The following is a 20974-nucleotide window of genomic DNA, read 5'->3' on the forward strand; positions in this document are numbered from 1 at the left end:
CCAGGACCGAGAAGGTTGGATGAAGCCAGGGACTGAGTAGCGGAGCGTAGGCAAACCTACGTGAGCAACGGAAGGCCCGGCTGAATTCAAGATTCGACGTCGATCCCGCTCCTTGAACCTACTTCGTCATGGGAAGACGACTCTTTGAACAACCTTTATAAAGGCGCCGTAAAACGGAACAGATAGGCCTCTTCATATTCGTATTGAATGCGATCCCGCACGCTTTGGAAGAACCGCTCATTGGCGGACAGCGGAATGAACGTTTTCGGCGTCAGCCGAGTGATGCCCGCCGTGAACCCTTCCGCGAGGAAAGCCCCGGCAATATCGTCGAGCGAGTGAAGATTCATCGGAAGCTTGCCGCCGCTGTCGATTTTCTCGCGCATTTGGGGCAGGCTCGGGTTGTTGCTGTAATCGCTGTAGCTTGCGTAATATACGCCTCCAGGTTTGAGCGCTGCTTTGATTTTTTGGGCATGCTCCCGCAGATCGGAGATCAGATAGATAACCGCGGTGCTTACGGCCAGGTCAAAGCGCTGCCCCCATTGCTCCGGAGACGCCGTCGCTACATACGTAAGCGGCAAGTCCCCCTTCCGCTCATTGGCCACCCGGATCGATTCGATCCCCAGGTCCGTTCCGACGCCTTCCTTGAACGAATGGCGGGCGTATAGAAACCGCAGAAATCCGCCCTGATTGCACCCAAAATCCAAAACGGAGAAATCCCGCATCCCCTCCTTCTCCACTATGCGGTCCAGCACTTTCTCCCAAAAGGGGGCGTGACTATCCTCCATTTGCTGTTCGCTCTCCGCCGGCGCATGCCACCACCGGTCATACAACGCTTCCTCTTTCATATAGCTGACTCCTTTCAAATATGATATCCAGATTATTAATCGTAATTATTACGTTTAAGAAGTTTACCAACATATTTCCATGATGTCAATTCAAATTGACTACGAGACATTTCACGCTCTTTTAAAAGCAAAAAAAAAGCAGCCCGTTCTCAATAAGAGTCCAGCTGCCCGTGGTGTCATTTTCATGATTAAAATTTATTCCGGCTTCATATCTATACCCTGTTTCTTTATTTCCGCATCCAAATGCCTGCTATACTTTTCCATAAATCCAAGCATACTGTCAAATTGTTTCTCGGTTTCCTGCTCAAATACGGCTTTATCCCGCGCATTCGATGCAATGCACTTCAGAAGGCTTATAACCCTTAAGACTGTCTTCCATCTTGAACTTATTAAGGTAAACCATCTTGTTGAATAAGTCCCTGAAACCCACTATGACCTGTTCTTCTTTGTTCATGGCCTGTCCTCCCACCCGTTGGTGCATTAACAATATTAAAATAATGGCAGTCCTACTCCTACCCCGAAATTTATAAAAATTCCATAATGTTAAAAAAGGTTTCGGATCTGCACAGAAGAGCAGATCTGAAACCTGTTGTTGAAGGGATTGATGCGGTCGAGAGGACTCGAACCTCCACGGGGGGTTAGCCCACACGGACCTGAACCGTGCGCGTCTGCCAATTCCGCCACGACCGCGTATTTTGTCGGTGCATTGTTTTTGCAGCAACGTTATATATAATAACATGTATTTTGATGTAAATCAACAACCTTTTTTTGCTTGGACCGGTATAAAACCTCCCCTTGATTAAAACCGCTCCAATAGGGTATGATAAGAACATAAGTTCGCATATATTCGCATATAAAGGCGGTGTTTTCCCATGGCTGTTCCCGGCCTCAAGGAGGATGAGCTCGCGTTAATCAAAAGCGCGCTGCTGCTAGGATTTTTACAGAAAGTATTTCAGCGGGACGCCCGGATTCTCGAGCAAAGCGGGGTGCTGAAAAGCCCCGAGGTTTACGCCGATTTCATTCGTGGCGGAGAACGGCGGGTGGCCCTCGTGTTGGCCGAGATTCACGGCAAGTTCCGCGAGCGCAACATCGAAATATACCGGATCAGCCAGGACGAGAACGGCATCCAGGCGGAGTACCGCTGCCGCGGTTTCCATGGCAAGATGCGCATTCTGTGGGCCGGCTTGCAGCGGGAGGTGTCCTCGCGGATGCGCGCGTATCTGGGCGGCAGCGGCGGCGCGGCGGCCAAAGGGCGGTCATCCTCCGAAGCCCTCTTCCAGAACGCGGACGATGGCGCCTTCCCGGCAAGTATAGCAAAAAGGGGACCCTCCAAGGTGTGATCCATCACCTGAAAGGTCCCTTTCCTCCGTTACTGCACAGGCGGCGAGGACAAAGCCTGCTGCACGCGGGTTACCCCCTGCGACAGCGCGTTTCCGGCCAAAGCCGCGGAAGCCACGGCGACCGTTTCCAAAATTTCCGCATCGGTCGCTCCCTTTGACTTCGCCTCCTCGGCATGGTAGAACGTACAGATTTCGTTATTCGTGGACAAAGCGATCCCGAGCGCGATCAGCTGCTTCGTTTTGGCGTCCAGCTCGCCGTCCCCAAGGCTTGCTCCGGTAAACGCGTGATAAGCTTCCGTGATGCCCGGCAGGAAATCGCCGTATCGGCCGATCTCGTCTTTGTACGCTTTGATTTTCTCGCTCACGAGCGACATGGGCTTAAGCATCCTTTCCTGTAATGTAGAGGATAGTCAATCGTATCATTTATACGATGTCCCGCCCGGCAAAAAATATGCTAAACCTCCGGCGTAACCCGCGGTTCCCGCGAAGGCTGGTAAATATAATTCCGGTCCAGCTTGACCACATTGCGGTTGGGCCTGCGAATGAGCACATGCGTATCATCCCAGGCCACCACAATCCCGCGGACGTCGTTGGCTTCGATCGCATCGCGAATCACCCGAACTTTTTCGCCGGATAAACGGTATGCGTTTAATTCTTCATCCGTGATCATCGGTAACACCCACCTCCAGCTCTCATTATACAATAGATCCATCCGATATCCAGCCATGCAGAAAAAGACCCCGCCGGCCTTTAAGCCAGTCGGAGTCTTCAGTACTCCAGAACCTTATGAAAAAAATCATCATGACTTAAGCCTGCCGCTTACCGCGAAGCATGCTCCTTGCTGTCATTCGTCTCGAACCAAAAATCAAGCACCTTGGCCGACATGACCCGTTGTTCCAAATACCCCACCTGCTGCGGACTGAACTGTTCCTTCCAGGGCACATCGAGCTCTTGGCACAGCCCGGTTATCGTCAACAATTGCGACCATGCTACATAGCGTTTGTACCAGAAAAACTGAGGATGTTCCAGCATATAGGGATAAAGGTCGTCAAACTCTGTATGTTTGCAATCCAGGGCACGTTCAAAGGTAATCTTCGCTTCGGACAATTTCGAAAGGAAAAACTCCGCGTCTACTGCCAATTCTTTCCCCATTTTTTAAGCCTCCTCTCCCTAGTAATCCTCATTATAGCGAAAAAAAGGGGTGCTGCAAAGGATTGCTTGCAAAATTGTTTCTTTTTCCGAGCTTGCTTTGTCCTTATCCGCACCTAGTCCGCAAACGTGATTTGCCCGCCATCCAGCGACGCGATGCGGACCAACGACTCCAAACGGATCCCTTGATCGCGAATCGCCCGGGCCCCGGATTGGAAACATTTTTCTACGACGATGCCCGCTCCGACCAACTCCGCTCCGGCGCGGCTGATGATTTTGATCAGCCCCCGGGCCGCGTCGCCGTTGGCAATGATGTCGTCGATGAATAAAACCCGGTCGTTCTCGCTAATAAACTCGCGCGATACGAGAATGTCCGTGACGATGCCTTTCGTAAATGAAGGCACCCGCTCGCACAGCATGTCCGGCTCGGCCAGCAGCGTTTTTTTGCGGCGCGCGAACAGCAGCGGCACCCCTAGCTCGTACGCCGTCGCGAACGCCACGGCGATCCCCGACGATTCCACCGTCACGACCCGCGTAACCCCGGCATCCCCAAACCGTTTCGCAAACTCTTTGCCCATTTCCATCGTCAATTTCGGGTCCACCTGATGATTCAGCAGACCGTCCAGTTTCAGCACCTGGTCCGAAACGATCACGCCTTGCTCCGTAATCTTTTGCTTTAACAGCTCCATCTTTTTTTCCTCCATAAGTCATTCTCTATAGTGAGAGTTCAAAAAGCATTCTTCCTTAATATCTTTAAAAGCTGGCTTTTTGAACTACCTCTCTATGGGTTTGAGTCATGTCCCGTTCTTGGACAACATACCTTGTACTATATATAGCACATGAACCGGGGGGAAAACCATGAAAAATAGCGTGAAGGTTTTGCAGATCGCTTTCACATATATCGGTACCGTTGTTGGCGCCGGCTTTGCGACGGGACAGGAAATTCTCCAGTTTTTCACCCGGTATGGAAAATGGGGCGTCCTTACGATTCTGCTGTCCACCCTGCTGTTCGTTTGGCTCGGCACCAAAATGATGCTGCTCGCCCGCGAGATCAAGGCCGCTTCGTACGAGGACCTGAACCGCAAGCTGTTCGGAGAGCGCGCCGGGCGTATGCTTAGCCTGTTTACCCTGATCGTCCTGATCGGCGTCAACAGCGTCATGCTGGCGGGAGCCGGCTCCGTATTCATGGAGCATCTGGGTCTGCATTATCAGACAGGACTTTGGATCACTTTGATTTTTACCTTTTTGCTGCTCGGACGGGGGATCAAAGGCGTTATGCAGCTGAATTCCCTCGTCGTGCCGCTGATGCTGATCCTTTCGCTGGTGATCATTTTTTATACGCTCGGCTCGCCGGGAGCGGCCCGTTTCTTAACGCTGGAAACCGACTCCGGGGTGCTGGCCGCATGGGTATCTCCGCTCATGTATTCCGCGTTTAACCTGTCGATGGCCCAAGCCGTGCTCGTGCCGATCGGAAGCCACACCACAAGCCGGAAGGTAATCGTCATGGGCGGGGTTATCGGCGGCGCGGGCGTCGGCTTCATGCTGATGGCCGGCCACTTTGCGCTCTCCGCCAATATGCCGGGGATCGTGCAATATGAGATTCCGATGGGCAGCATTGCCCAGCAGCTTGGGACAACCGTCCAGCTCATTTATGTGCTGCTGATTTTTATGGAGATCTTCAGCACGTTCGTGGCCGACGTCTACGGCGTGACCCTGCAGCTGCGGCAGCACCTGCAAGTACCGCCGATGCTGATCTCGGTCACGATTTTGCTGATCTGCTACATAACCAGCCAGTTCGGCTTCAGCTCGCTGCTTTCGGTGCTTTACCCGATATTCGGCCTGTTCAGCCTGTTTTGGGCCTTTATGCTGGCGACCTATAAGAGCAAAGGAAAAACCGGAAACTAGCGGACTGCGGCTGTTCCAGGGCCGGAAGCCTCTGGAGTTGCATTAACGCCTACACAAAATCTCCGGTACACCTTGCCTGATCTCCGGAATACCTTGCCCGCTATTCTATTTGAGATCACGCCAGAAATCTAACGGTTGTATCAGTCGCTATTTTGCCAAAAACGACCCTTTCTAAATTTTAACGGTTGTGAGCGTTGTTATCTGCTCTAATCTGAGCCCAAATCTCCGGGTTTTAGCTAAATAAGCGCTATGGCAACCGTTAGAATCGTTTTAATGGTTAGAAATGAAATGTAGTAAGCGTTACATGCATTGGATCGGCCGCAGCGACCCACGTTACATTTCAACGATATGCGCCGTCGGCAGCTCCGCTTTGAGCCGGCCCACGACGTGTTCGTGGCAGGTCATCATGATGATCTGCTGGCGCTTAGCGACCGTCCGCAGCACCGACAGCGCTCCTTCGAGACGGGAGGCATCGAAATTTACGAACAGATCGTCGAGCAGCAGCGGCAAACTCCCTTGTCCTCCCGCGACCGCTTCGGATAAAGCCAGCCGCATCGACAAGTACAGCTGTTCCGCCGTCCCCCGGCTTAAACGGGCGCTGTCGATCGGACCATGTTCCGCATGCTCGGCCATCAGCTCCTGGCTGCCTATTTTCATCACAATCCGCCGGTACGTTCCGCCCGTCATCCGCTCAAAATACCGCGATGCCGCCTGCAGCACGGCCGGCTGGCGCTCTTCCTCATAGATCCGCCGCACGCGGGAAATCAACTCGCGGCATACGGCCATCACCGCATATTTATCGGCGTATTCCTCCAGCGCCGCCTGCTGTTCCGCCAGCTGCTGCGCCAAATCCTCCTGCCGGCAGCGCGCCTCCAGACTTTCCTGTTCCTGCAGCAAACGGCCGCGCCGTTCCTGCAGCTTGCGCCAGCGGACTTCCGCGCCTTCGCCTGCCGCCCGCGCTTCTTCGAGCCGCCGCTTTAATTCCGCTTCGTCCACGCCCTTCAGCAGCCGCTCCAGATCGTTTCGCTTGTCCTCATCCATACCGGCAAACAGCGCCAGCTCGCGCTGCCGCAGTTCCTTTTCCAGCGCTTCCCGCCGCTCGGCTGCGGCCCCGATGCGGAGAAATTCTTCCCCGCCCTCGGCTTCTCCTTCCGCGAGCAGATGCTCCTCCGCCTGCATCACCTGCTGCAGCCGATCCTCCAAGCGCCGCCCTTCCTCGTCCAGCGGCGCCAGCTTGGCGGCCAGCCGGTCGTACCCGGCTTTTCGCTCCAGCTCGCGTTCAAGCTCCGCCAGGGCATCCTCCAACAGCTTTATCGCCGCGCCGGCCCCGGAGCCCGCCGTTTCTGGTGCCGCTCTCCCGTTAGCGCCGTCCGAGCCGGCTTCCGGACCGGGCGCCGCAGCGGAAGACAGCGGAATTCCGGCGTAAACGCCGCCGTTCGCCGCCCGTTTCGCTTCCGGATCGTCCGCAGCACGTTTCGCTTCTGGAGCGTCCGCCGCTTGCCCGCCGGGCCCGCCGTCGTCTTGCAAAGCCAGGCATTCCCGCTCAAACCGCTCGTTTTCCGCCCGCAGCCCGGAGATCTTGTCCGTCAGCCCGTCGATCCGGCTCAGCCATTCCCGTCCCTGCCCGGCCAAATGGAACACGTCCATCGCCGCCTCCGGCGACAGGTCGGCGGAAAGCCGCCGCTCCTCCAGCCAGCGCTCCCATTCGGCGGCGAGCTTGGCAAAATCTCCTTCCCGCCGGGACAGCTCCCGCTCCACGTGCTGCAGCTCATCCTTGACGGCGGCAGCGTGGCCCTGCGCGGCCGCGGCATCCGCTTCGAGCGCGTCATGGCGCTGATCCCACAGCTGCCATTCTTCCATCAGCCGGCGCAGCTGCCGCTCCTCCTCGTCCCAGGCTTCCGTGCGAAGCGAAGCCGCGAAGCCGCTTCCCGCCGCGGAGGCCGCCGTTAGCGGATGCCGGACGAACCGGGACAGCAGCGCCTCAAGGCGCGTCTCCATCTCCTCGCCGGCTTCCCCGGCTCTTCCGGCAGGCCGGCGAGACGCCGGCGCGGAGCGCCGCCCGGCCGCCCCCGCCGGCTTGCCGCGGAAAGCGCCGATGGCGAGGTAAACGTCAAGCCCCAGCAGCAGCACGCCCGTGAAGGCAGCGCTCCAGAGCGATTCCGCGGCCAGCCACAACACGGCGGGAAGCGCGACCGTCAGCACGCAGGCGGCGGCAAACAGCTTGCGGTAAAGCGCGCGCAGCCGCGTTTCGGCCAGCGCTTCCGCGTCGGCCGCCCGGACTTCGGCGCGCCGGGAGGCCGCGCTATCCCGCCAGCGGTCGAGCTCGCCGCGAAGCTCGCTCCACAAAGCGCGGATTTCGCCGCGCTCCTGCGGGAGGAGCATCGCAAACTGCCGGCGTCCCGCCGCCGCGCTGTCCTCGAGCCGCGCCGCCGCGTTCGCGCGCGCCGTCTCCGCGCCCGCCGCCGCCCGCTCCAGCTTGGAGCGCTCGCTTTGCAGCAGCTCCATCTCCTTATCGTAGGCGGCAAAGCGCGCGCTGAACCGGCGAACCTGTTCCCGTTCGCCGACCGTCCCGGCAAAGGCGCGCAGGTCTTCGGCGCGCCATGCCGGATGGATGCTGCGCAGGCACTCCGCCAGCCGGGCCTGGACCAGGGCGGCTTCGCCCGCCAGTTCGGCCAGCTCGCGCCGCCGCGCCTCATAGGCCGGCAGACGGCCGGCCAGCTGCCGCAGCAGCGGCTCCCGCGCCAGCACCGGCGCGCGCGGCTGCAGTGCGGCCAGCTCCGCCCGCAGCGCTTCCCGCCGCCGGGCCCAGTCGCTGCGCTCCAGCTGCAGGCGGTCCTTCTCCGCCTGCAGCGCCTGCCAGCGCGCCAGCCCCTGCTCCGGGAAGCGCGCCGCTGCCGGCAGCGCGGCCAGCTCGGCGCGGATCGCTTCGCGCTGCAGCCAGTCGCCGCGGCTCTCCGCCGCCTTTTGCAAGCGGGCGGTTTCCCGCGCCACCGCAGCGCGCTCCGCCTCGCTGGCCGTCAACTCCCCGGCCAGCTCCTCCAGCTGCTCGAGCACCTCGTTGTAGCGCGGGAGCAGCGCTTTGGCCGCCTCCGCTTCGCGCTCCAGACGCTCGACCGCCTGCAGCAGCTGGGCGATCTCCTGATTGCGGCCGCGCGGGCGGTACAGCTTGTCCATGTCCTGGGCCAGCTTTTTCTCCCCGCGCAGCACCGCTGAGCCCCCGCCGATCCCGGCGTGGAACAAATAGCGGCTCAGCTCCTCGGACTGCAAAACGCCCACCTCCTGCAGCTCCGTAAGCGAGACGGCAAACAACTGTTTGAACATCGCTTTGGACAAGCCGCCCAGCAGCTCGCGCTGCATCTGTTCCTGCGTCATCTCCTGCAGCCGGCCGTCCGCATCGCTGCGCGTAATCCGCAGCCGGTCGCCGCGCGTGCCCGGCAGGCTTCGGCCTTCCGGCGGCTGCGCATAACGCTCGATGACCCAGCGGGAGCCGTCCTCCGCGGCAATCGTCAGCGCGCCGCCGTGCACGCCGCCGCGCGCCGGCTCAAACCGCTCGGCGGCAAACGTCCGCGACGGGATGCCGAACAGCATCGCGCGGACGAAACCGAGCAGCGTGCTTTTTCCCGCTTCGTTCGGTCCGTATAAAACGGTGACCGGGCCCGGCAGTTCCACATCCAGGCCGTGCAAATGGCCAAACCCGCTCACCTGCAATTTCTCCAGCCTCATGATGCTCCCCTCCCGCCAGCCGTTTCATCTTCCGCCAGCAGCGCCCAAGCGAGCTCCTCCGCCCGCCGCAGCAAGCCGAGCCGCTCTTCGGGCGCCAGTTCCTTCAATAGCCGTCTTAGCGTCCGGTTCTCCGCCAGCGGCGCCAGCGCGCTGCCGGTAAGGTCCTGAAGCAGCCCCGGCTCCCGCTCGGCCCGTTCGCCAAGCCGCAGCAGCTCGCCGAGGAAGCTGTCCTCTTCGAGCAGCCCCAAGCGGTCCATCTCCAGCGATGTCTCCACTTTAAAGCCGGCCGGCCAAACGACGCCGCCCAAGGGCGCCCGCGCCGCTATATCGTCCGCCGCATCCGTTGCCGTCATGCCATGGTTCCTTGCCGCATCGCTTAACGTTTTGCCCGGAGCGCTCCCCGTTGCATCGTCTGCCGTCCCGCCGGATCCAACTTCCGCTGAACCGTCCGCTGCAGCAAACGGCGCATTCTCTTGAGCGATCCCCAAGCCGCCTTCCTCCAGCAGCCGGCTTTCCCGGCGCCGCAGCTCCTGCAGCAGCTCCGCGGCCTCCTGCCCGGACTGCAGCAGCGTATGGAGCGGGCCGCGCCCGGTAAAGGTCAGCCGCACGACGCTGATCCGCGCGGCTTCAGCTTCCCGTACCGCCTCCAGCGCTTCCTCCACCCGGTCCTTCCACGCTTCCTCGCTCGTCAAACCGTCGATCGGCACCGCAATTTCCCGCCACAGCACCTGATCCAGCCGGTGAAACGCCAGGCTTGCCTGCCCGTTCTCATGCACATCGACGATATAACATCCTTTGGGGCCGGTTTCCTTCAAGCTGCGCCCCTGGATGTTGCCGGGATAAACAACCCAAGGATTTTCGCTAAGGATCTGGCGTTTGTGAATATGCCCGAGCGCCCAATAGTCGTAGCCCGATTCCTTCAACTCGCGCAGCGAACATGGAGCGTAAGCGTCATGGCCCTCCTGGCCGTCCACATTCGCATGCAGCAGCGCGATGCGGTACAGCTGCGAGGAGTTCGCCTCAGCCTCATCGCGGCGAAACCGCAGCGCCAGATTTTCCGTCACCGACGGCGTTATGTAGGAGATGCCGCTGACGACCGCAACCGGCGCTCCGTCGCTCCGCCGGACCGCCACCCGGCTTTCCGCCTGCCCGCCGAACTCCGTCACATGCGGCGGTAGTTCGAGGCGCAAGCGGCGGCTGCCGAGCGGGTCGTGATTGCCGCGGATGAGATAAACCGGGATGCCGTGCCGCCCCAGCTTGTCCCAGCCTTCCCGCAGCCGCAGCTGCGCGCGCAGCGACGAATCGGCGGCATCGTAAATGTCGCCGGCGAGGACGATGAAATCGACCGCTTCCGCAATCGCCAGCCGGATCAGGCGTTCGAAGGCGGCGAAGGTCGAGTCCCGCAAAAAGATACGCAGCCGATCCGGCACGCCGGACATCCCGGAAAACGGGGTGTCCAGATGCAGATCGGCGGCGTGGAGAAAACGAAATGATTTCATGATACCAGCTCCATTATTTGAATTGCAGGTACAGTTTTTTCAGCTCATGCACAACCCGGTTCAGCGAATAGTGCGCTTTGGCCTTCTCCGAACCGCTGCGCGCCAACTGATAGCGGTAGTCCGGATCGACGATCACTTTCTCCAGCGCCTCGGCCAGTGCCGGAGCGTCCTCCGGCGGCACGAGCAGGCCGTTCGTTCCGTTTTCGATCTGCTCGGCGATCCCGCCGACCGCCGTGCCGACGAGCGCCAGGCTGCAAAGGGCGGCTTCGGCAAACACGGAGCCAAACGCCTCGGCCCGCGAAGGCAGGACGAAGATATCGAAAAACGGCATAAACTCCTCCGGATGCAGCGTGTACCCGTAAAAAATCGTTTCATTGTAAATGCCCAGCCGCTGGGCGAGCTGCTCCAGCTCCTGGCGGATCGGACCGTCGCCGATAATATGCAGCACATAATTGTGCCCCCGCTTCTTGAGCTCGGCGCACGCGTTCAGCAAGACGTCCAGCCCTTTGGCCGGAACGAGGCGGCAGACCGTCACCAACTGAGCCACTTCATTTTCGTGCGGCACCGGCTTAAACCGTTTCTCGTCAAAACCGTTCGGGATGACGCCGATCGCCTCGGGCTTCTCCACATAGGAAGCCAGGTACTTGGCAAACGACCGGGACACCGTTAGCAGCCGATCCGTCCGGTGCTCAAGCTCCCTATACAGCGAGGTGAGGAAGCGGTGCTCCGGCCCGTCCGCACGAATCCGCCCGTTTAAGATCAGCTCGCGCTCGTAGCTTGAGTGGACGCTCTGGATCACGGGGGTACCCGGGAAAACCTCCTTCATGGCCAGCCCGGCGATCGGGTGATGGGCATGGACCAAATCGTACGGCTGTTTAATCCGCAGCTTGGTCCACCATAAGTAATCGCGATACGTTTGCACATATTTTTGCACGATCGGACTGTCCCCGAACTCCTTCCAATCAAAGGTGGCAAATTGTACGGGATCGGTCCCTTTGGAGCGGATGCGTTTCGGCAGCGAAAATAATTCCATTTCCCAGTGGGGAAGATTAAACCGGTCTTGCAGATGCGGGATCATCGACGATACGCCCCCCGGCTGTTCCGGGGGAAAAAATAAAGCCTGCAACAGTCTCATAGGGTTCTCCTTTATCGCGTCGTTCTTTTTGGCGGATGAACCGCTTCTTTTTCCATTATGCCATAGGCAGGAAGGAACATCCATTCCCCTTTTGAGATTGAAAAGCAATATGATACACTGCTGAAGTAAATAGGTACCGGGATTTTTTTGGTGAAAGGAGCAGTAAACATGATGAGTATGCCTACCCTGCCCGCCGCGTTTCGCGAGTCGGTGCTGGCGATGCTCGGCCGGGACGAAGGAGCACGGTTCCTCGCCAGCTATGCCCGCCCCCGCGCATACGGGCTGCGGCTGAATACGCTGAAAGTCGGGCTGCACGGCACGGCGGCGGCGCGGCTTGCGGAGCTGTTCGCGCTGCGCCCCGTTCCTTGGTGCGGTACGGGCTTTTATTACGAGGAGCGCACCCGGCCGGGAAAACATCCCTATCATGCCGCCGGACTATACTATATTCAGGAGCCTTCGGCGATGTCGGCCGTGGAGCTGCTCGATCCCCAGCCGGGCGAAACGGTACTGGATCTGGCCGCGGCTCCCGGCGGCAAAACGACGCAAATCGCCGCCAAAATGGCCGGACAAGGCCTGCTCGTCAGCAACGAAATCCATCCGCAGCGCGCCCGCATTTTGGCGGAAAATGTGGAGCGGCTTGGCATCCGGAACGCCGTGGTGACGCAGGCCGCACCCCGGGAGCTGTCCGCGCGCTTCCCGCTGGCCTTCGACCGGATCATGCTGGACGCCCCCTGCTCGGGCGAAGGCATGTTCCGCAAGGACCCGGAGGCCGTGGCCGAATGGTCCCCGGAGGCGGTGGAGCAGTGCGCGGCGCGGCAGTGGGATATTTTGCAGGACGCGGTGGCGATGCTCAGACCCGGCGGGCGGCTCGCTTATTCGACCTGCACGTTTAACCGCCGCGAAAACGAAGAGACGGTCCGCCGCTTGCTGGAGGCGTACCCGTTCCTGCGGCTGATCGCCGAGAAGCGGGTTTGGCCGCACCGCGAGGAAGGCGAGGGCCACTACGTCGCCCTGCTCGAGCGGGACGGCGAAGCGGACGGCGGGGGGCGCAGCGGCATCCTCGCCGCAGGCGCGCACAGACACGGCGGCACCCTCCCCGCAGACGTGCAAAGCGTCGTCCCGGGCGGCGGGGGGCCCGCCCTCCGGCGCGGCGCGGACGCTCACCCGGGCGGCACCGCCGCCAAAGGCGGGCGCGGGGAGCGCCCCAGCCGCGGCCGCCGCGACTTGCGTGCCGGCCACGCCGGCCGGGAGACCGCCGCAGCCTGGGACGCCTTCCGCGCCTGGGCGGCGGACGAGCTGCCCGCCTCAGACGCCTTCGCGCCCGGGAGCGGCACGCCGCTCCTGTTCGGCGAAGCGCTGTACCTGCTGCCTGCCAGCAGCAGCCTGCCGCTGTCGCCGGACCACCTGGCCGGCCTGAAGGTCCCGCGCGCCGGGCTGCACCTCGGCGACGTCCGCAAAGGCCGGTTCCAGCCCGCCCACGCGCTCGCGATGGCGCTCGGCGCGCCCGAAGCCGCACGGGTCTGGACGCTCGGCGAAGACTCGCCTTCCGCGGCCGCATACCTGCGCGGCGAAACGCTGGAGGTGCCCGCCGATCTGCGCGGCTGGCACCTCGTCACCATCGCCTGCGGCGGGGCCAGCTTCCCGCTCGGCTGGGGCAAAGCCAGCGGCGGCCAGCTCAAAAACCACCTGCCCAAAGGCTTGCGGCAGCACTGTTAATGAGAGCAGATCAACATCCGCTGTCCGGACGCTTTGCACGATTATCCCATTTGATCCGGAAGCAGAGAGCAAGATAAATTCAGGACAAGTAAATAGGTTTGGAGCAGCAGACATGTTCGAGTTCATTAGTTCGAGATCGTTAGACAGGTTTGTGAGAAGGAGGTCTAGGAGAAGTGAAGCAGACCTGACGGGAGGAATGGGGCAAAACACCGGGAAAAATGACCGTGATTAGCCCCCACCCTCTCCCCCCTGAACAAGAGGGATAATCGTGCAAAGCAGCATGCAGGGATACCAGGACACGAACGCTATAAACAGCCGGTTTTTTTAACCTTTCTCCCAAGCTCGCCAACCGCCCCCTTCACCCCGCAAAAAGAACGTATCATCCCCAGCATTCCGCGGCCCTACCAAGCGGTTTCCTGAGCAATCAACCGGGTTCCCGCCTCATGCTTGTTGACAACGAGCTTTTTCCATGGAATAATACATCTATCTAATTAGATGATTATAAAATCAGGAGAGCGATAAACATGCAGCTTGACCGCCTCGTTCATTTCCACAAAGCCGTCGGGGACGTCACCCGCATCCGGATCATCGCGCTGCTTCAAAGCGGGCCGCTTCATGGCCAGGCCCTTGCCGGAAAATTGGGCGTCACGCCGCCGACCATTACCCATCACATCACCAAGCTCCGGGAAGCCGATTTGATTTATGAGCGCCGGGACAAAAATACGATTTATTTTTATCTGAACGAAAAAAGCTTAACCCAGCAGGCCCAGGCCATTCTGAATGTCGGCAAAACGCAGCCCCTGGCAGCGGACGGCAAACAAGATGAAGCGCAGCGAAAAGCGTCCGTCGAAAGCAGCTTTTTCAACAAGGACGGCACGTTAAAGCATCTGCCTGCCCAGCGCAAGAAAAAACTGATCGTGCTCGAACGCCTTGTCAAAGGTTTGGAGCCGCGCCGGAAATATACGGAGAAGGAGATCAACGAGTACATCCGGAAATTTCACGAGGATTTTGCGACCATCCGCCGCGAGTTTATCATGAACCACTATATGTACCGGGAAAACGGAATCTACGAGCTGAACCCTCCGGAAATGTGGGGCAAAAGCTAGAACCGCCGTTCGGCGTAATAACTATTTTGGCCGGTAATGCGGTAGCGGGCGTACTTAGGACGCCTGGCCGCATGGCTTTTTTTTTGCTTAACAAATTAGATAAATATCAAATTAGATTGCTATCTTATTCTGCTTACAGAGGAGTCTGATACAAAAATGAAGCACAAGCATACGCTGCGTGAAGAAAAACAGTATGCGCGCCTGTTCGCCGCCGGGATCGTGAACGGCATCGGAGACCGCTTCAGCCAGGTTGCCGTTCTCGGTCTATTGCTGTCGCTGACGGGATCGGGTTTGGCCGTCGGCATTACTTTTGCCGTTCGCCTGGTTCCCTATCTGCTGTTCGGGCCGCTGGGAGGGATGCTCGCCGACCGTTTTTCCAAAAAATCGCTCCTGATCTTTACGGATGTCGCCCGTTTTTTCTTTGCATTGACCCCGCTGCTGGTCCGGCAGGCGGACGATGTATGGATCATTTACGTCAGCTCGTTTGTGCTATCGGCCGGCGAGGCGCTGTATGCTCCAACCCGGATGTCCGTGATTCCCCGTTTGGTCCGCAGGGAAAATCTCCTGGCCGTCAACAGCTTGGAGCAGGCGCTGGTCGGTTACGTGCTGATCGCCGGCTCCGTGACCGGTGGGTTCGTTTCCGCCCTGAGCGGCGGTCAGGCGTCGTTCACGCTGAACGCCCTGACTTTTCTCGCGTCGGCTTTGCTTTTGTCCGGACTGGATCTCCCCCGGGAACGTGGACAAGCTACGGAAGCACGCGGCTCGGTTGCATCGTCGGGGCTTTCGGACGGGGCGTTTACAGAGGCAGCCCCAGAGATCTCGCGGCCCCTCCCCGAGCCCCAAAGCAAGCCTCCGGGAGCGCTTCGCCTGCTGTTGTCCCATTCGTTGTATTTGCGGCTGATGATCATCGTGTTTGCTATTTGGCCGATCGGCGACGGGATGATTAACATTCTGATTAGCGTTTACGCGTCGGAAGTGTTTCATATGGGAGAAATCGGCATCGGCCTGCTGTACGGCGCTTTGGGAATCGGTCTTGTGGCGGGCTCCAAAATCACCGGGAAAATCGGCCGGCGCATGGAAACGGTGGCGATATTCGCCCTGCTGCTGGAAGGTGCGATCCATATGCTGATCAGCCAAAGCGCTGTTTTTGTTCTCGCCCTGATCCTGATGATCGGTTCGGCCATGGTGTCCAGCATCGGCAACGCCTGCAACGAAACGGTTTTGATGAAGACGGTTCCCGCCGGCTGGCAAGGGCGCTTCTTCGGTACGCTGGCCGCGCTGCAAAATGCGATCATGGGGGTGTCGATGTTGACTGCCGGTTTTCTCCTCGACCTCGTGGCCCCCAGATTCCTTGGCCTGGCTGCCGGAATTTTATTTACGTTGTTGGGAGCCGTAGCAGGAATCGCCTGGGCCATGTCCCAATCCCGGCAGGCTCGTACGAACATAGAGTCCGAGTCACTTTAAATATAGCGGAACTTTACCGTGAACCGGGAAGCCGCATATGGGATAATGCGGTAGAAGCTCTTATAGAGGTTGTTCAAAAAGTCATCTTTTGAAGATGTAAGAAAGAATAAACGTCCAAGTATTAGCTTCCTTATATCGCAAGAAAAACTACCGCTAATCGCGGTCTGGCTTCCTAGAAGGTGCTTCGATATACGTTTTTCTTATCACGAAGCAAGAACATGGAGCGTATTCGACATCGAATCTTGAATTCAGCCGGGCCAAGCGGATGCTTCCGAAGCCGTTTTCTACGAAAACGTGTAGCTCCGCTACTTTCGTCCCTAGCTTCATTCAACCTAAAGCGTTTTGAAAAAACGCACATCGGAAGCATAAGCTTCGGTGCTGAAAAGCCGATTTTTTGAACTCGCTCTTATAAAAACAAAGAGGAGGCAGATCATTTGCCTAAATTTACGATTCGCAAAATGGAGCGGCCTTACGATTTTACGGAAGTTGCGCCGCTGCTGAATTTCATTTGGTCCGAGCCGACGACGGCCGAACTGCTCAAGGAAGAAGAGGACAAAATTCCTCCGGGAAAGCTGCATTACAACGAAGAAGGAAAGCTGATGGGTTGGGATCGCCCTAAATGGGTGGCTGAAAACGAAGACGGGCTTGTCATCGGTTACGCCCATGCGTGGAGGGCCCCCTGGTCGGACCCGGGGACTTTGCTCCAAACCGTTGTCGTGCATCCGGAAAAACGCGGTAACGGAGTTGGCCGGGCTTTGTACGATGCGCTTCTGCGGTGGTCCGTTGAAGTCAAGGCTTCCCGCCTGATCAGCCACGTCCGTGAGAACGATCAGGAAGGGGTAGCTTTTGCGGAACGGCGCGGCTACATCAAGGAACGGCATACTTTCGAATCCGTACTGGACCCGTTTGCGTTTGATAACGATAAGCTGTTCGAATCGATCAAGGCAGTGGAGCAATCGGGGATCCGGTTCGTTACGCTGGCGGAGGAGCCGGGAGAAGCAAGCGAGAGAAAGCTGCATGAGCTGTACAAAGTCACGCACCTGGACATTCCCGGATTCTCCGGCGACTTTCCCTGGTTCGAGGAATGGAAAAAGTGGAGCATCGAGCAGCCCGGGGTACGCCCGGAGTGGATTCATATCGCCAAGGACGGCGGCCGATACGTGGGCGTCGTTACGCTGCAGAAGAACGAACAGACGCTGGCGATGTATCATGAGTATACCGGCGTGCTTCGGGAATACCGCGGACGCCGGATTGCACTCGCCCTCAAGATGCTTGGCATCCAAACGGCACGCGCCTGCGCGGTTCCCTATTTAAAAACGCACAACGACTCCATGAACGGGCCGATGCTGCACATAAATCGCGATCTGATCGGTTTCCGGGCGGAGCCGGGAACTTACAAGATGGTGTGCGAGCTACAGCGAGAGCTTGGCCTGCATTTTTAAGCTATCTCGTGGCTAGTCGCTATTCGCCCATTTCCCGGGTAATTCCCAAGCAATATTTTTCCAGCGCCAGTTTAACGCCCTCTTCGTTATTGGACGCCGTTACGGCATCGGCCGCGGCTTTAACCTCCTGTGGAGAATTGTCCATGGCCACGCCAAGCCCAGCGAAGGTGAGCATCGTCAAATCGTTATAATAATTGCCGATGGCCATGACGTTTTCCACCGGAATGCCCCGCTTTTCCGCCAACTTTTGCAGCGCGGCGCCCTTGGAAGCATCCTTATGCATCAAATCGATGAAAAAATCGCCGCTGCGCAGCATGTTTAACTTCTGCGGCCATTCGCTCCATTCCGCAAACACGCGGTCCAGCTGCTCCATCTCCCCCGAAACGGTTAGTTTGACGATCGGTTCGCGCAGCTCGGCCCAAGCCGGAAGATCCTGCGGCACCACGAAAAATTTGCTGTAGATATCCAGCACTTCCTGGCTCAAGCGGGATGCTCCTTCCACGTATACGGTAAACGTCGTATTGATGTCGAAATGCACTTTATGCTTGCGGCAATACTCCATATATGGCTCCAGCCCTTGCCGGTCAAGCGCAAATTCATGAACGACTTCCTCCGTACGCACGTCGACCGTGACCGCGCCGTTATGTGTAATGACATACCCCTCCAGGCCGATCCGGCGCATAAAAGGGAGCGAACTGATCGGGGCCCGTCCGGTGCACAGCACAAATTCCGCGCCTTGATCGGCGATGGCCCGAATCGTTTCCATCGTGCCCGGCGTCAATTCATGATCATCGGTCAATAAAGTTCCGTCTACATCCAAAGCGATTAGCTTGTATTTCATCATTGTCATTTCCTTTCTCAACGGGTCTCATCCCTCCCAAACCCTCCCTTACCGTAAGGGAGGGCCCCAAGGGCCTGCTGCCCTTTGGATACCCGCAAACTGGACTAACGTGGGAGCTGCAGAGGCGCTCCTGCGGCTGTTCCCTGCGGGAATGCGCCTGGCTTCGTGCGTGGAACGCTTTTCCCCCTTCGGGTACGTCTTACTTGGGGAGCTCCCGGGTTACCTGGAAACACGCTGCAGGCACTGCTGCTTTCGCACGCACCCGGGTAACTATGGGAAATCAGCCGCTTGCCGCCCTTTGGGCACGCTCTGCTTTTGGCGCTCCTGCGGGGGCGGGGACTGCTACGCAGGCTGTTTTTACTGTAACGTTCGTGCCTGGGAGCCGCTCTCCCTTCGGGATTCACTTTACTTCAGCGCAAAGCGTTAGCTACTTTTGTTTACTTTTTATATGCTTTCAAAGCGGCCAGCTCGGCTTCGGTCAGCTCGCGGAAGGCGCCTTTGGGGAGCACTTCGTCGAGGACGAGCGGGCCCATGGAAATGCGCTTTAAGTAAGCGACTTTGGAGCCGACGGCTTCGAACATTCGCTTCACTTGGTGGAACTTGCCTTCGGAAATGGTGAGGCGTATGCGCGAAGTTAGGGTGCCGTCGGCGAGTGTGTTTCGCTCAAGGACGTCGAGCTCGGCGGGCAGGGTGATGTAGCCGTCGTCGAGTTCGACGCCTTGTTTGAATCGCTCTGCTTCGCGGTCCCCGACGTGGCCGTCGACGATGGCTTCGTACGTTTTGGGCACGTGCTTGCGCGGGGACAGCAAATCATGGGCCAGCTGGCCGTCGTTCGTGAGCAGCAGCAGGCCTTCGGTATCCTTGTCCAAACGTCCGACGGGAAAAGGGTCGAACACACGGAATTCCGCCGGCAGCAAGTCGAGCACGGTCTGTTGCCGGAGGTCCTCGGTGGCGGAAATGACACCGGGCGGCTTATGCAGCATCAGATAAACAAATTCCCGGTATACGATTCGTTCTCCATCGAGCTCGATGACGTCCCCGAAAGGGTCGCATTGCGCGCCGCTATCTTTGACGACCGCGCCGTTTCGGGTCACCCGGCCCTGCTTCACGAGCTTTTTGATTTCGGCTCGCGAGCCGTATCCGAGATTCCCCAGGATTTTGTCGAGTCTTTGCGTTTTTTTGCCTGGACTCATTCGTTATGTCCACCTCCAGCCGGCCGGATATTCGTTTTTGAGCAGGCCGTTTTGCCATTTGCCCCAGCCGAGGGAATAACCGTCCACGGTGACAAGCACATAACCTTTCGGATTAGCTCCATCGCGGGTATGGACCCGCGAAGCTTCGATTTCCAGCGTTTCTCCTTTTAAATAGCGGACGGCCTCCCCGCCGTCCACGGACAAGTCGAGCGTTCTGGCCGCCTCGGAAGGCGCCAGCGCCGTAGCCAGCGGATGCCCTGGCGTAAACCGGCCGTTTTTGACCGTGCCGGCATACCAGCCTGGGCGAACGACCTTTAGCCCGTCCAGCTGTTCTTTGGCGACCGGCGAAAGGTACACGTTCCCGCCGAACGTCAGCTTCGTCCCGGGCAGTTCGGCCCGCAAATGCTCCGCGGCAAAAGCCCGCCAGCTATCCAGCGTCTCCCGTTCGCCGAAGCCCCTTTTGTCCGCGCCGGCCGCTTGACGGGAACGCAGCGCAGGGCGAGCCTCCGCTCCACCGCGAGTTGCTCCGCTTTGCCGCGAAGCGATGCGTTCATGCCCGCCCGCAAGCTTGGCCTCCGGAACGTGCGCCTCCCTATTTCGCTCCAGCACCGCGACAAAATGCCCTTCGCCTTCCACCTTATGCGGCCATAATCTGCCGCAGCCGGCGGTTTGCTTTTTGATTTCCTCAGGGACCGAAGCCATAACGCCCCCTTCTTCGCTGCTTAGCCAAAGCCAATCCGGCCGTCCCGGGGCAATACCGGCGTCCCGCGGCACGGGGACAACCTCGAAGTCCGGGTTCCCCAGCAAAAATTCCGCGATCATCGCCTCGTTCTCTTCCGGCGCAAACGTGCAGGTGGAGTAAACGATCCTGCCGCCGGGCGCCAGCATCGCCGCCGCCGTTTTCAAAATATCCCGCTGCATGACCGTACATTTCTCGATCGAATGCCGTTCCCACTGCCGGGCCATGCCTTCATCCTTTCGGAACATGCCTTCGCCCGAACACGGGGCGTCGATCAGGATTTTATCGAAATAATGCGGAAAAGCCCGGGCGATCCGCTCCGGCGCTTCGTTCAGCACCACCGCGTTCCGCACGCCGTAAAGCTCGATGTTTTTGGCCAAGGCCTTCGTCCGTTCCGCATGGATATCGTTGGTAACGAGCACCCCTTTGCCATTCAGGCGGGCCGCGATTTGCGTCGACTTGCCCCCCGGAGCCGCACATAAATCCAGCACCCGTTCCCCTTCCGAGACGTTCAGCAGCTCCGCCGGCGCCATCGCGCTCGGCTCCTGTATGTAATACAATCCGGCATGGTAGTACGGGTGTTTGCCGGGCTTGACCCGTTCATCCACATAAAAGCCCGCCTCGCACCACGGAATCGGACGGAGCGCAAACGGGGACAGCTTCAGGAACGAGTCCAGGCCGATTTTTAACGTATTGACGCGGATTCCCGCATGCCTGGGATCGTCATAGGAGGACAGGAACGCCTCATACTCATCCCCAAGCAGCTCCCGCATTCTATCCAGAAAAACGCTCGGTAGTTGCACCGTCATCTCGTACCATCCATTCTTCAGAAACTCTTGTTGAAAAACAACGCTATTGTACCACAGGTTCCCTATTT

At 58.8% G+C, this 20974-nt stretch carries 17 protein-coding genes, 1 tRNA gene and 1 pseudogene; 6 read left to right on the forward strand and 13 right to left on the reverse strand.

Translation table 11 applies throughout. The features are described 5' to 3' along the window. Nucleotides 1–155: 155 nt before the first annotated feature. The 3 genes and pseudogenes from NYE74_RS24925 to NYE74_RS24935 all read right to left on the reverse strand — a co-directional run bounded on the left by NYE74_RS24925 (nucleotide 156) and on the right by NYE74_RS24935 (nucleotide 1535). Nucleotides 156–845 (reverse strand): class I SAM-dependent methyltransferase, encoded by a 690-nt coding sequence (locus tag NYE74_RS24925; protein ID WP_036624153.1) that lies wholly within the window; start codon nucleotides 843–845, stop codon nucleotides 156–158. 195 nt (nucleotides 846–1040) lie between these two features. Beyond that, nucleotides 1041–1299: pseudogene (locus tag NYE74_RS24930) on the reverse strand (hypothetical protein). A gap of 151 nt (nucleotides 1300–1450) precedes the next feature. Next, nucleotides 1451–1535 (reverse strand) — tRNA-Leu (locus NYE74_RS24935). A gap of 182 nt (nucleotides 1536–1717) precedes the next feature. On the opposite strand from NYE74_RS24935, the gene NYE74_RS24940 reads away from it, so the two are divergent. Continuing rightward, nucleotides 1718–2185 (forward strand): hypothetical protein, encoded by a 468-nt coding sequence (locus NYE74_RS24940; protein ID WP_051985581.1) that lies wholly within the window; start codon nucleotides 1718–1720, stop codon nucleotides 2183–2185. 29 nt (nucleotides 2186–2214) lie between these two features. Here the strand turns inward: NYE74_RS24940 and NYE74_RS24945 are convergent, their stop codons facing one another. From NYE74_RS24945 to NYE74_RS24960, 4 genes are all read right to left on the reverse strand, one after another. After that, on the reverse strand, nucleotides 2215–2559 hold the full coding sequence (locus NYE74_RS24945) for a carboxymuconolactone decarboxylase family protein (protein ID WP_036624224.1): 345 nt from the start codon (nucleotides 2557–2559) through the stop codon (nucleotides 2215–2217). Between the two features lie 80 nt (nucleotides 2560–2639). Then, entirely contained in the window at nucleotides 2640–2855 is a 216-nt protein-coding gene (locus tag NYE74_RS24950; RefSeq protein ID WP_036624225.1) for a hypothetical protein, read from the reverse strand. 149 nt (nucleotides 2856–3004) lie between these two features. Beyond that, complete coding sequence (locus NYE74_RS24955; protein WP_036624227.1) at nucleotides 3005–3337, reverse strand: hypothetical protein; 333 nt, start codon at nucleotides 3335–3337, stop codon at nucleotides 3005–3007. Between the two features lie 113 nt (nucleotides 3338–3450). Beyond that, nucleotides 3451–4023, reverse strand: coding sequence for a xanthine phosphoribosyltransferase (locus NYE74_RS24960; protein ID WP_124331592.1), 573 nt, complete (start codon nucleotides 4021–4023; stop codon nucleotides 3451–3453). A 169-nt stretch (nucleotides 4024–4192) separates the two neighbouring features. On the opposite strand from NYE74_RS24960, the gene NYE74_RS24965 reads away from it, so the two are divergent. Then, the gene (locus tag NYE74_RS24965) at nucleotides 4193–5239 is read left to right on the forward strand and encodes a YkvI family membrane protein (RefSeq protein ID WP_036624229.1); all 1047 of its coding nucleotides are present in this window, start codon (nucleotides 4193–4195) and stop codon (nucleotides 5237–5239) included. A gap of 333 nt (nucleotides 5240–5572) precedes the next feature. Here NYE74_RS24965 and NYE74_RS24970 read toward each other — a convergent pair whose 3' ends face one another. The 3 genes from NYE74_RS24970 to NYE74_RS24980 are packed head-to-tail and all read right to left on the reverse strand — an operon-like array spanning nucleotide 5573 to nucleotide 11596. Further along, the gene (locus NYE74_RS24970; RefSeq protein ID WP_278738945.1) at nucleotides 5573–8962 is read right to left on the reverse strand and encodes an AAA family ATPase; all 3390 of its coding nucleotides are present in this window, start codon (nucleotides 8960–8962) and stop codon (nucleotides 5573–5575) included. Then, nucleotides 8959–10461, reverse strand: coding sequence for a metallophosphoesterase family protein (locus NYE74_RS24975; protein ID WP_227872658.1), 1503 nt, complete (start codon nucleotides 10459–10461; stop codon nucleotides 8959–8961). Before NYE74_RS24975 ends, NYE74_RS24970 begins: the two co-directional genes overlap by 4 nt. A 13-nt stretch (nucleotides 10462–10474) precedes the next feature. After that, complete coding sequence (locus NYE74_RS24980; protein ID WP_036624233.1) at nucleotides 10475–11596, reverse strand: glycosyltransferase family 4 protein; 1122 nt, start codon at nucleotides 11594–11596, stop codon at nucleotides 10475–10477. A 171-nt stretch (nucleotides 11597–11767) separates the two neighbouring features. Between NYE74_RS24980 and NYE74_RS24985 the strand changes: the two genes are divergently transcribed. The 4 genes from NYE74_RS24985 (at nucleotide 11768) to NYE74_RS25000 (ending at nucleotide 17324) form a co-directional block, all read left to right on the forward strand. Next, complete coding sequence (locus NYE74_RS24985; RefSeq protein WP_278738958.1) at nucleotides 11768–13312, forward strand: RsmB/NOP family class I SAM-dependent RNA methyltransferase; 1545 nt, start codon at nucleotides 11768–11770, stop codon at nucleotides 13310–13312. A gap of 524 nt (nucleotides 13313–13836) precedes the next feature. Continuing rightward, nucleotides 13837–14418, forward strand: coding sequence for a DUF2087 domain-containing protein (locus NYE74_RS24990; RefSeq protein WP_036624234.1), 582 nt, complete (start codon nucleotides 13837–13839; stop codon nucleotides 14416–14418). 156 nt (nucleotides 14419–14574) lie between these two features. After that, entirely contained in the window at nucleotides 14575–15882 is a 1308-nt protein-coding gene (locus tag NYE74_RS24995) for an MFS transporter (RefSeq protein WP_278738941.1), read from the forward strand. 434 nt (nucleotides 15883–16316) lie between these two features. Further along, the gene (locus NYE74_RS25000) at nucleotides 16317–17324 is read left to right on the forward strand and encodes a GNAT family N-acetyltransferase (protein WP_124331595.1); all 1008 of its coding nucleotides are present in this window, start codon (nucleotides 16317–16319) and stop codon (nucleotides 17322–17324) included. A gap of 19 nt (nucleotides 17325–17343) precedes the next feature. On the opposite strand, the gene NYE74_RS25005 is transcribed toward NYE74_RS25000, so the two are convergent. The 3 genes from NYE74_RS25005 to NYE74_RS25015 all read right to left on the reverse strand — a co-directional run bounded on the left by NYE74_RS25005 (nucleotide 17344) and on the right by NYE74_RS25015 (nucleotide 20906). Then, nucleotides 17344–18165 (reverse strand): Cof-type HAD-IIB family hydrolase, encoded by an 822-nt coding sequence (locus tag NYE74_RS25005; protein ID WP_036628462.1) that lies wholly within the window; start codon nucleotides 18163–18165, stop codon nucleotides 17344–17346. 437 nt (nucleotides 18166–18602) lie between these two features. Then, nucleotides 18603–19358 carry a pseudouridine synthase gene (locus tag NYE74_RS25010; RefSeq protein WP_036624238.1) on the reverse strand — a complete coding sequence of 252 codons (756 nt, stop codon included), beginning with the start codon at nucleotides 19356–19358 and terminating at the stop codon, nucleotides 18603–18605. Between the two features lie 3 nt (nucleotides 19359–19361). Beyond that, nucleotides 19362–20906, reverse strand: a complete 1545-nt coding sequence (locus tag NYE74_RS25015) for an RsmB/NOP family class I SAM-dependent RNA methyltransferase (protein WP_036628463.1) — start codon at nucleotides 20904–20906, stop codon at nucleotides 19362–19364. Nucleotides 20907–20974 lie beyond the last annotated feature (68 nt).

Origin of the sequence: Paenibacillus sp. FSL P4-0127 (assembly GCF_038007325.1) — a bacterium.
Classification (GTDB): Bacteria; Bacillota; Bacilli; order Paenibacillales; family Paenibacillaceae; genus Fontibacillus; species Fontibacillus macerans.

Coding starts and splice junctions, on each gene's coding strand:
- NYE74_RS24990 (WP_036624234.1), top strand. CDS start 13,837: ATGCAGCTTGACCGCCTCGTTCATTTCCACAAAGCCGTCGGGGACGTC.
- NYE74_RS24965 (WP_036624229.1), top strand. CDS start 4,193: ATGAAAAATAGCGTGAAGGTTTTGCAGATCGCTTTCACATATATCGGT.
- NYE74_RS24980 (WP_036624233.1), bottom strand. CDS start 11,596: ATGAGACTGTTGCAGGCTTTATTTTTTCCCCCGGAACAGCCGGGGGGC.
- NYE74_RS24925 (WP_036624153.1), bottom strand. CDS start 845: ATGAAAGAGGAAGCGTTGTATGACCGGTGGTGGCATGCGCCGGCGGAG.
- NYE74_RS24945 (WP_036624224.1), bottom strand. CDS start 2,559: ATGTCGCTCGTGAGCGAGAAAATCAAAGCGTACAAAGACGAGATCGGC.
- NYE74_RS24950 (WP_036624225.1), bottom strand. CDS start 2,855: ATGATCACGGATGAAGAATTAAACGCATACCGTTTATCCGGCGAAAAA.
- NYE74_RS24960 (WP_124331592.1), bottom strand. CDS start 4,023: ATGGAGCTGTTAAAGCAAAAGATTACGGAGCAAGGCGTGATCGTTTCG.
- NYE74_RS25005 (WP_036628462.1), bottom strand. CDS start 18,165: ATGAAATACAAGCTAATCGCTTTGGATGTAGACGGAACTTTATTGACC.
- NYE74_RS24970 (WP_278738945.1), bottom strand. CDS start 8,962: ATGAGGCTGGAGAAATTGCAGGTGAGCGGGTTTGGCCATTTGCACGGC.
- NYE74_RS24985 (WP_278738958.1), top strand. CDS start 11,768: ATGAGTATGCCTACCCTGCCCGCCGCGTTTCGCGAGTCGGTGCTGGCG.
- NYE74_RS24975 (WP_227872658.1), bottom strand. CDS start 10,461: ATGAAATCATTTCGTTTTCTCCACGCCGCCGATCTGCATCTGGACACC.
- NYE74_RS24940 (WP_051985581.1), top strand. CDS start 1,718: ATGGCTGTTCCCGGCCTCAAGGAGGATGAGCTCGCGTTAATCAAAAGC.
- NYE74_RS25015 (WP_036628463.1), bottom strand. CDS start 20,906: ATGACGGTGCAACTACCGAGCGTTTTTCTGGATAGAATGCGGGAGCTG.
- NYE74_RS24955 (WP_036624227.1), bottom strand. CDS start 3,337: ATGGGGAAAGAATTGGCAGTAGACGCGGAGTTTTTCCTTTCGAAATTG.
- NYE74_RS24995 (WP_278738941.1), top strand. CDS start 14,575: ATGAAGCACAAGCATACGCTGCGTGAAGAAAAACAGTATGCGCGCCTG.
- NYE74_RS25010 (WP_036624238.1), bottom strand. CDS start 19,358: ATGAGTCCAGGCAAAAAAACGCAAAGACTCGACAAAATCCTGGGGAAT.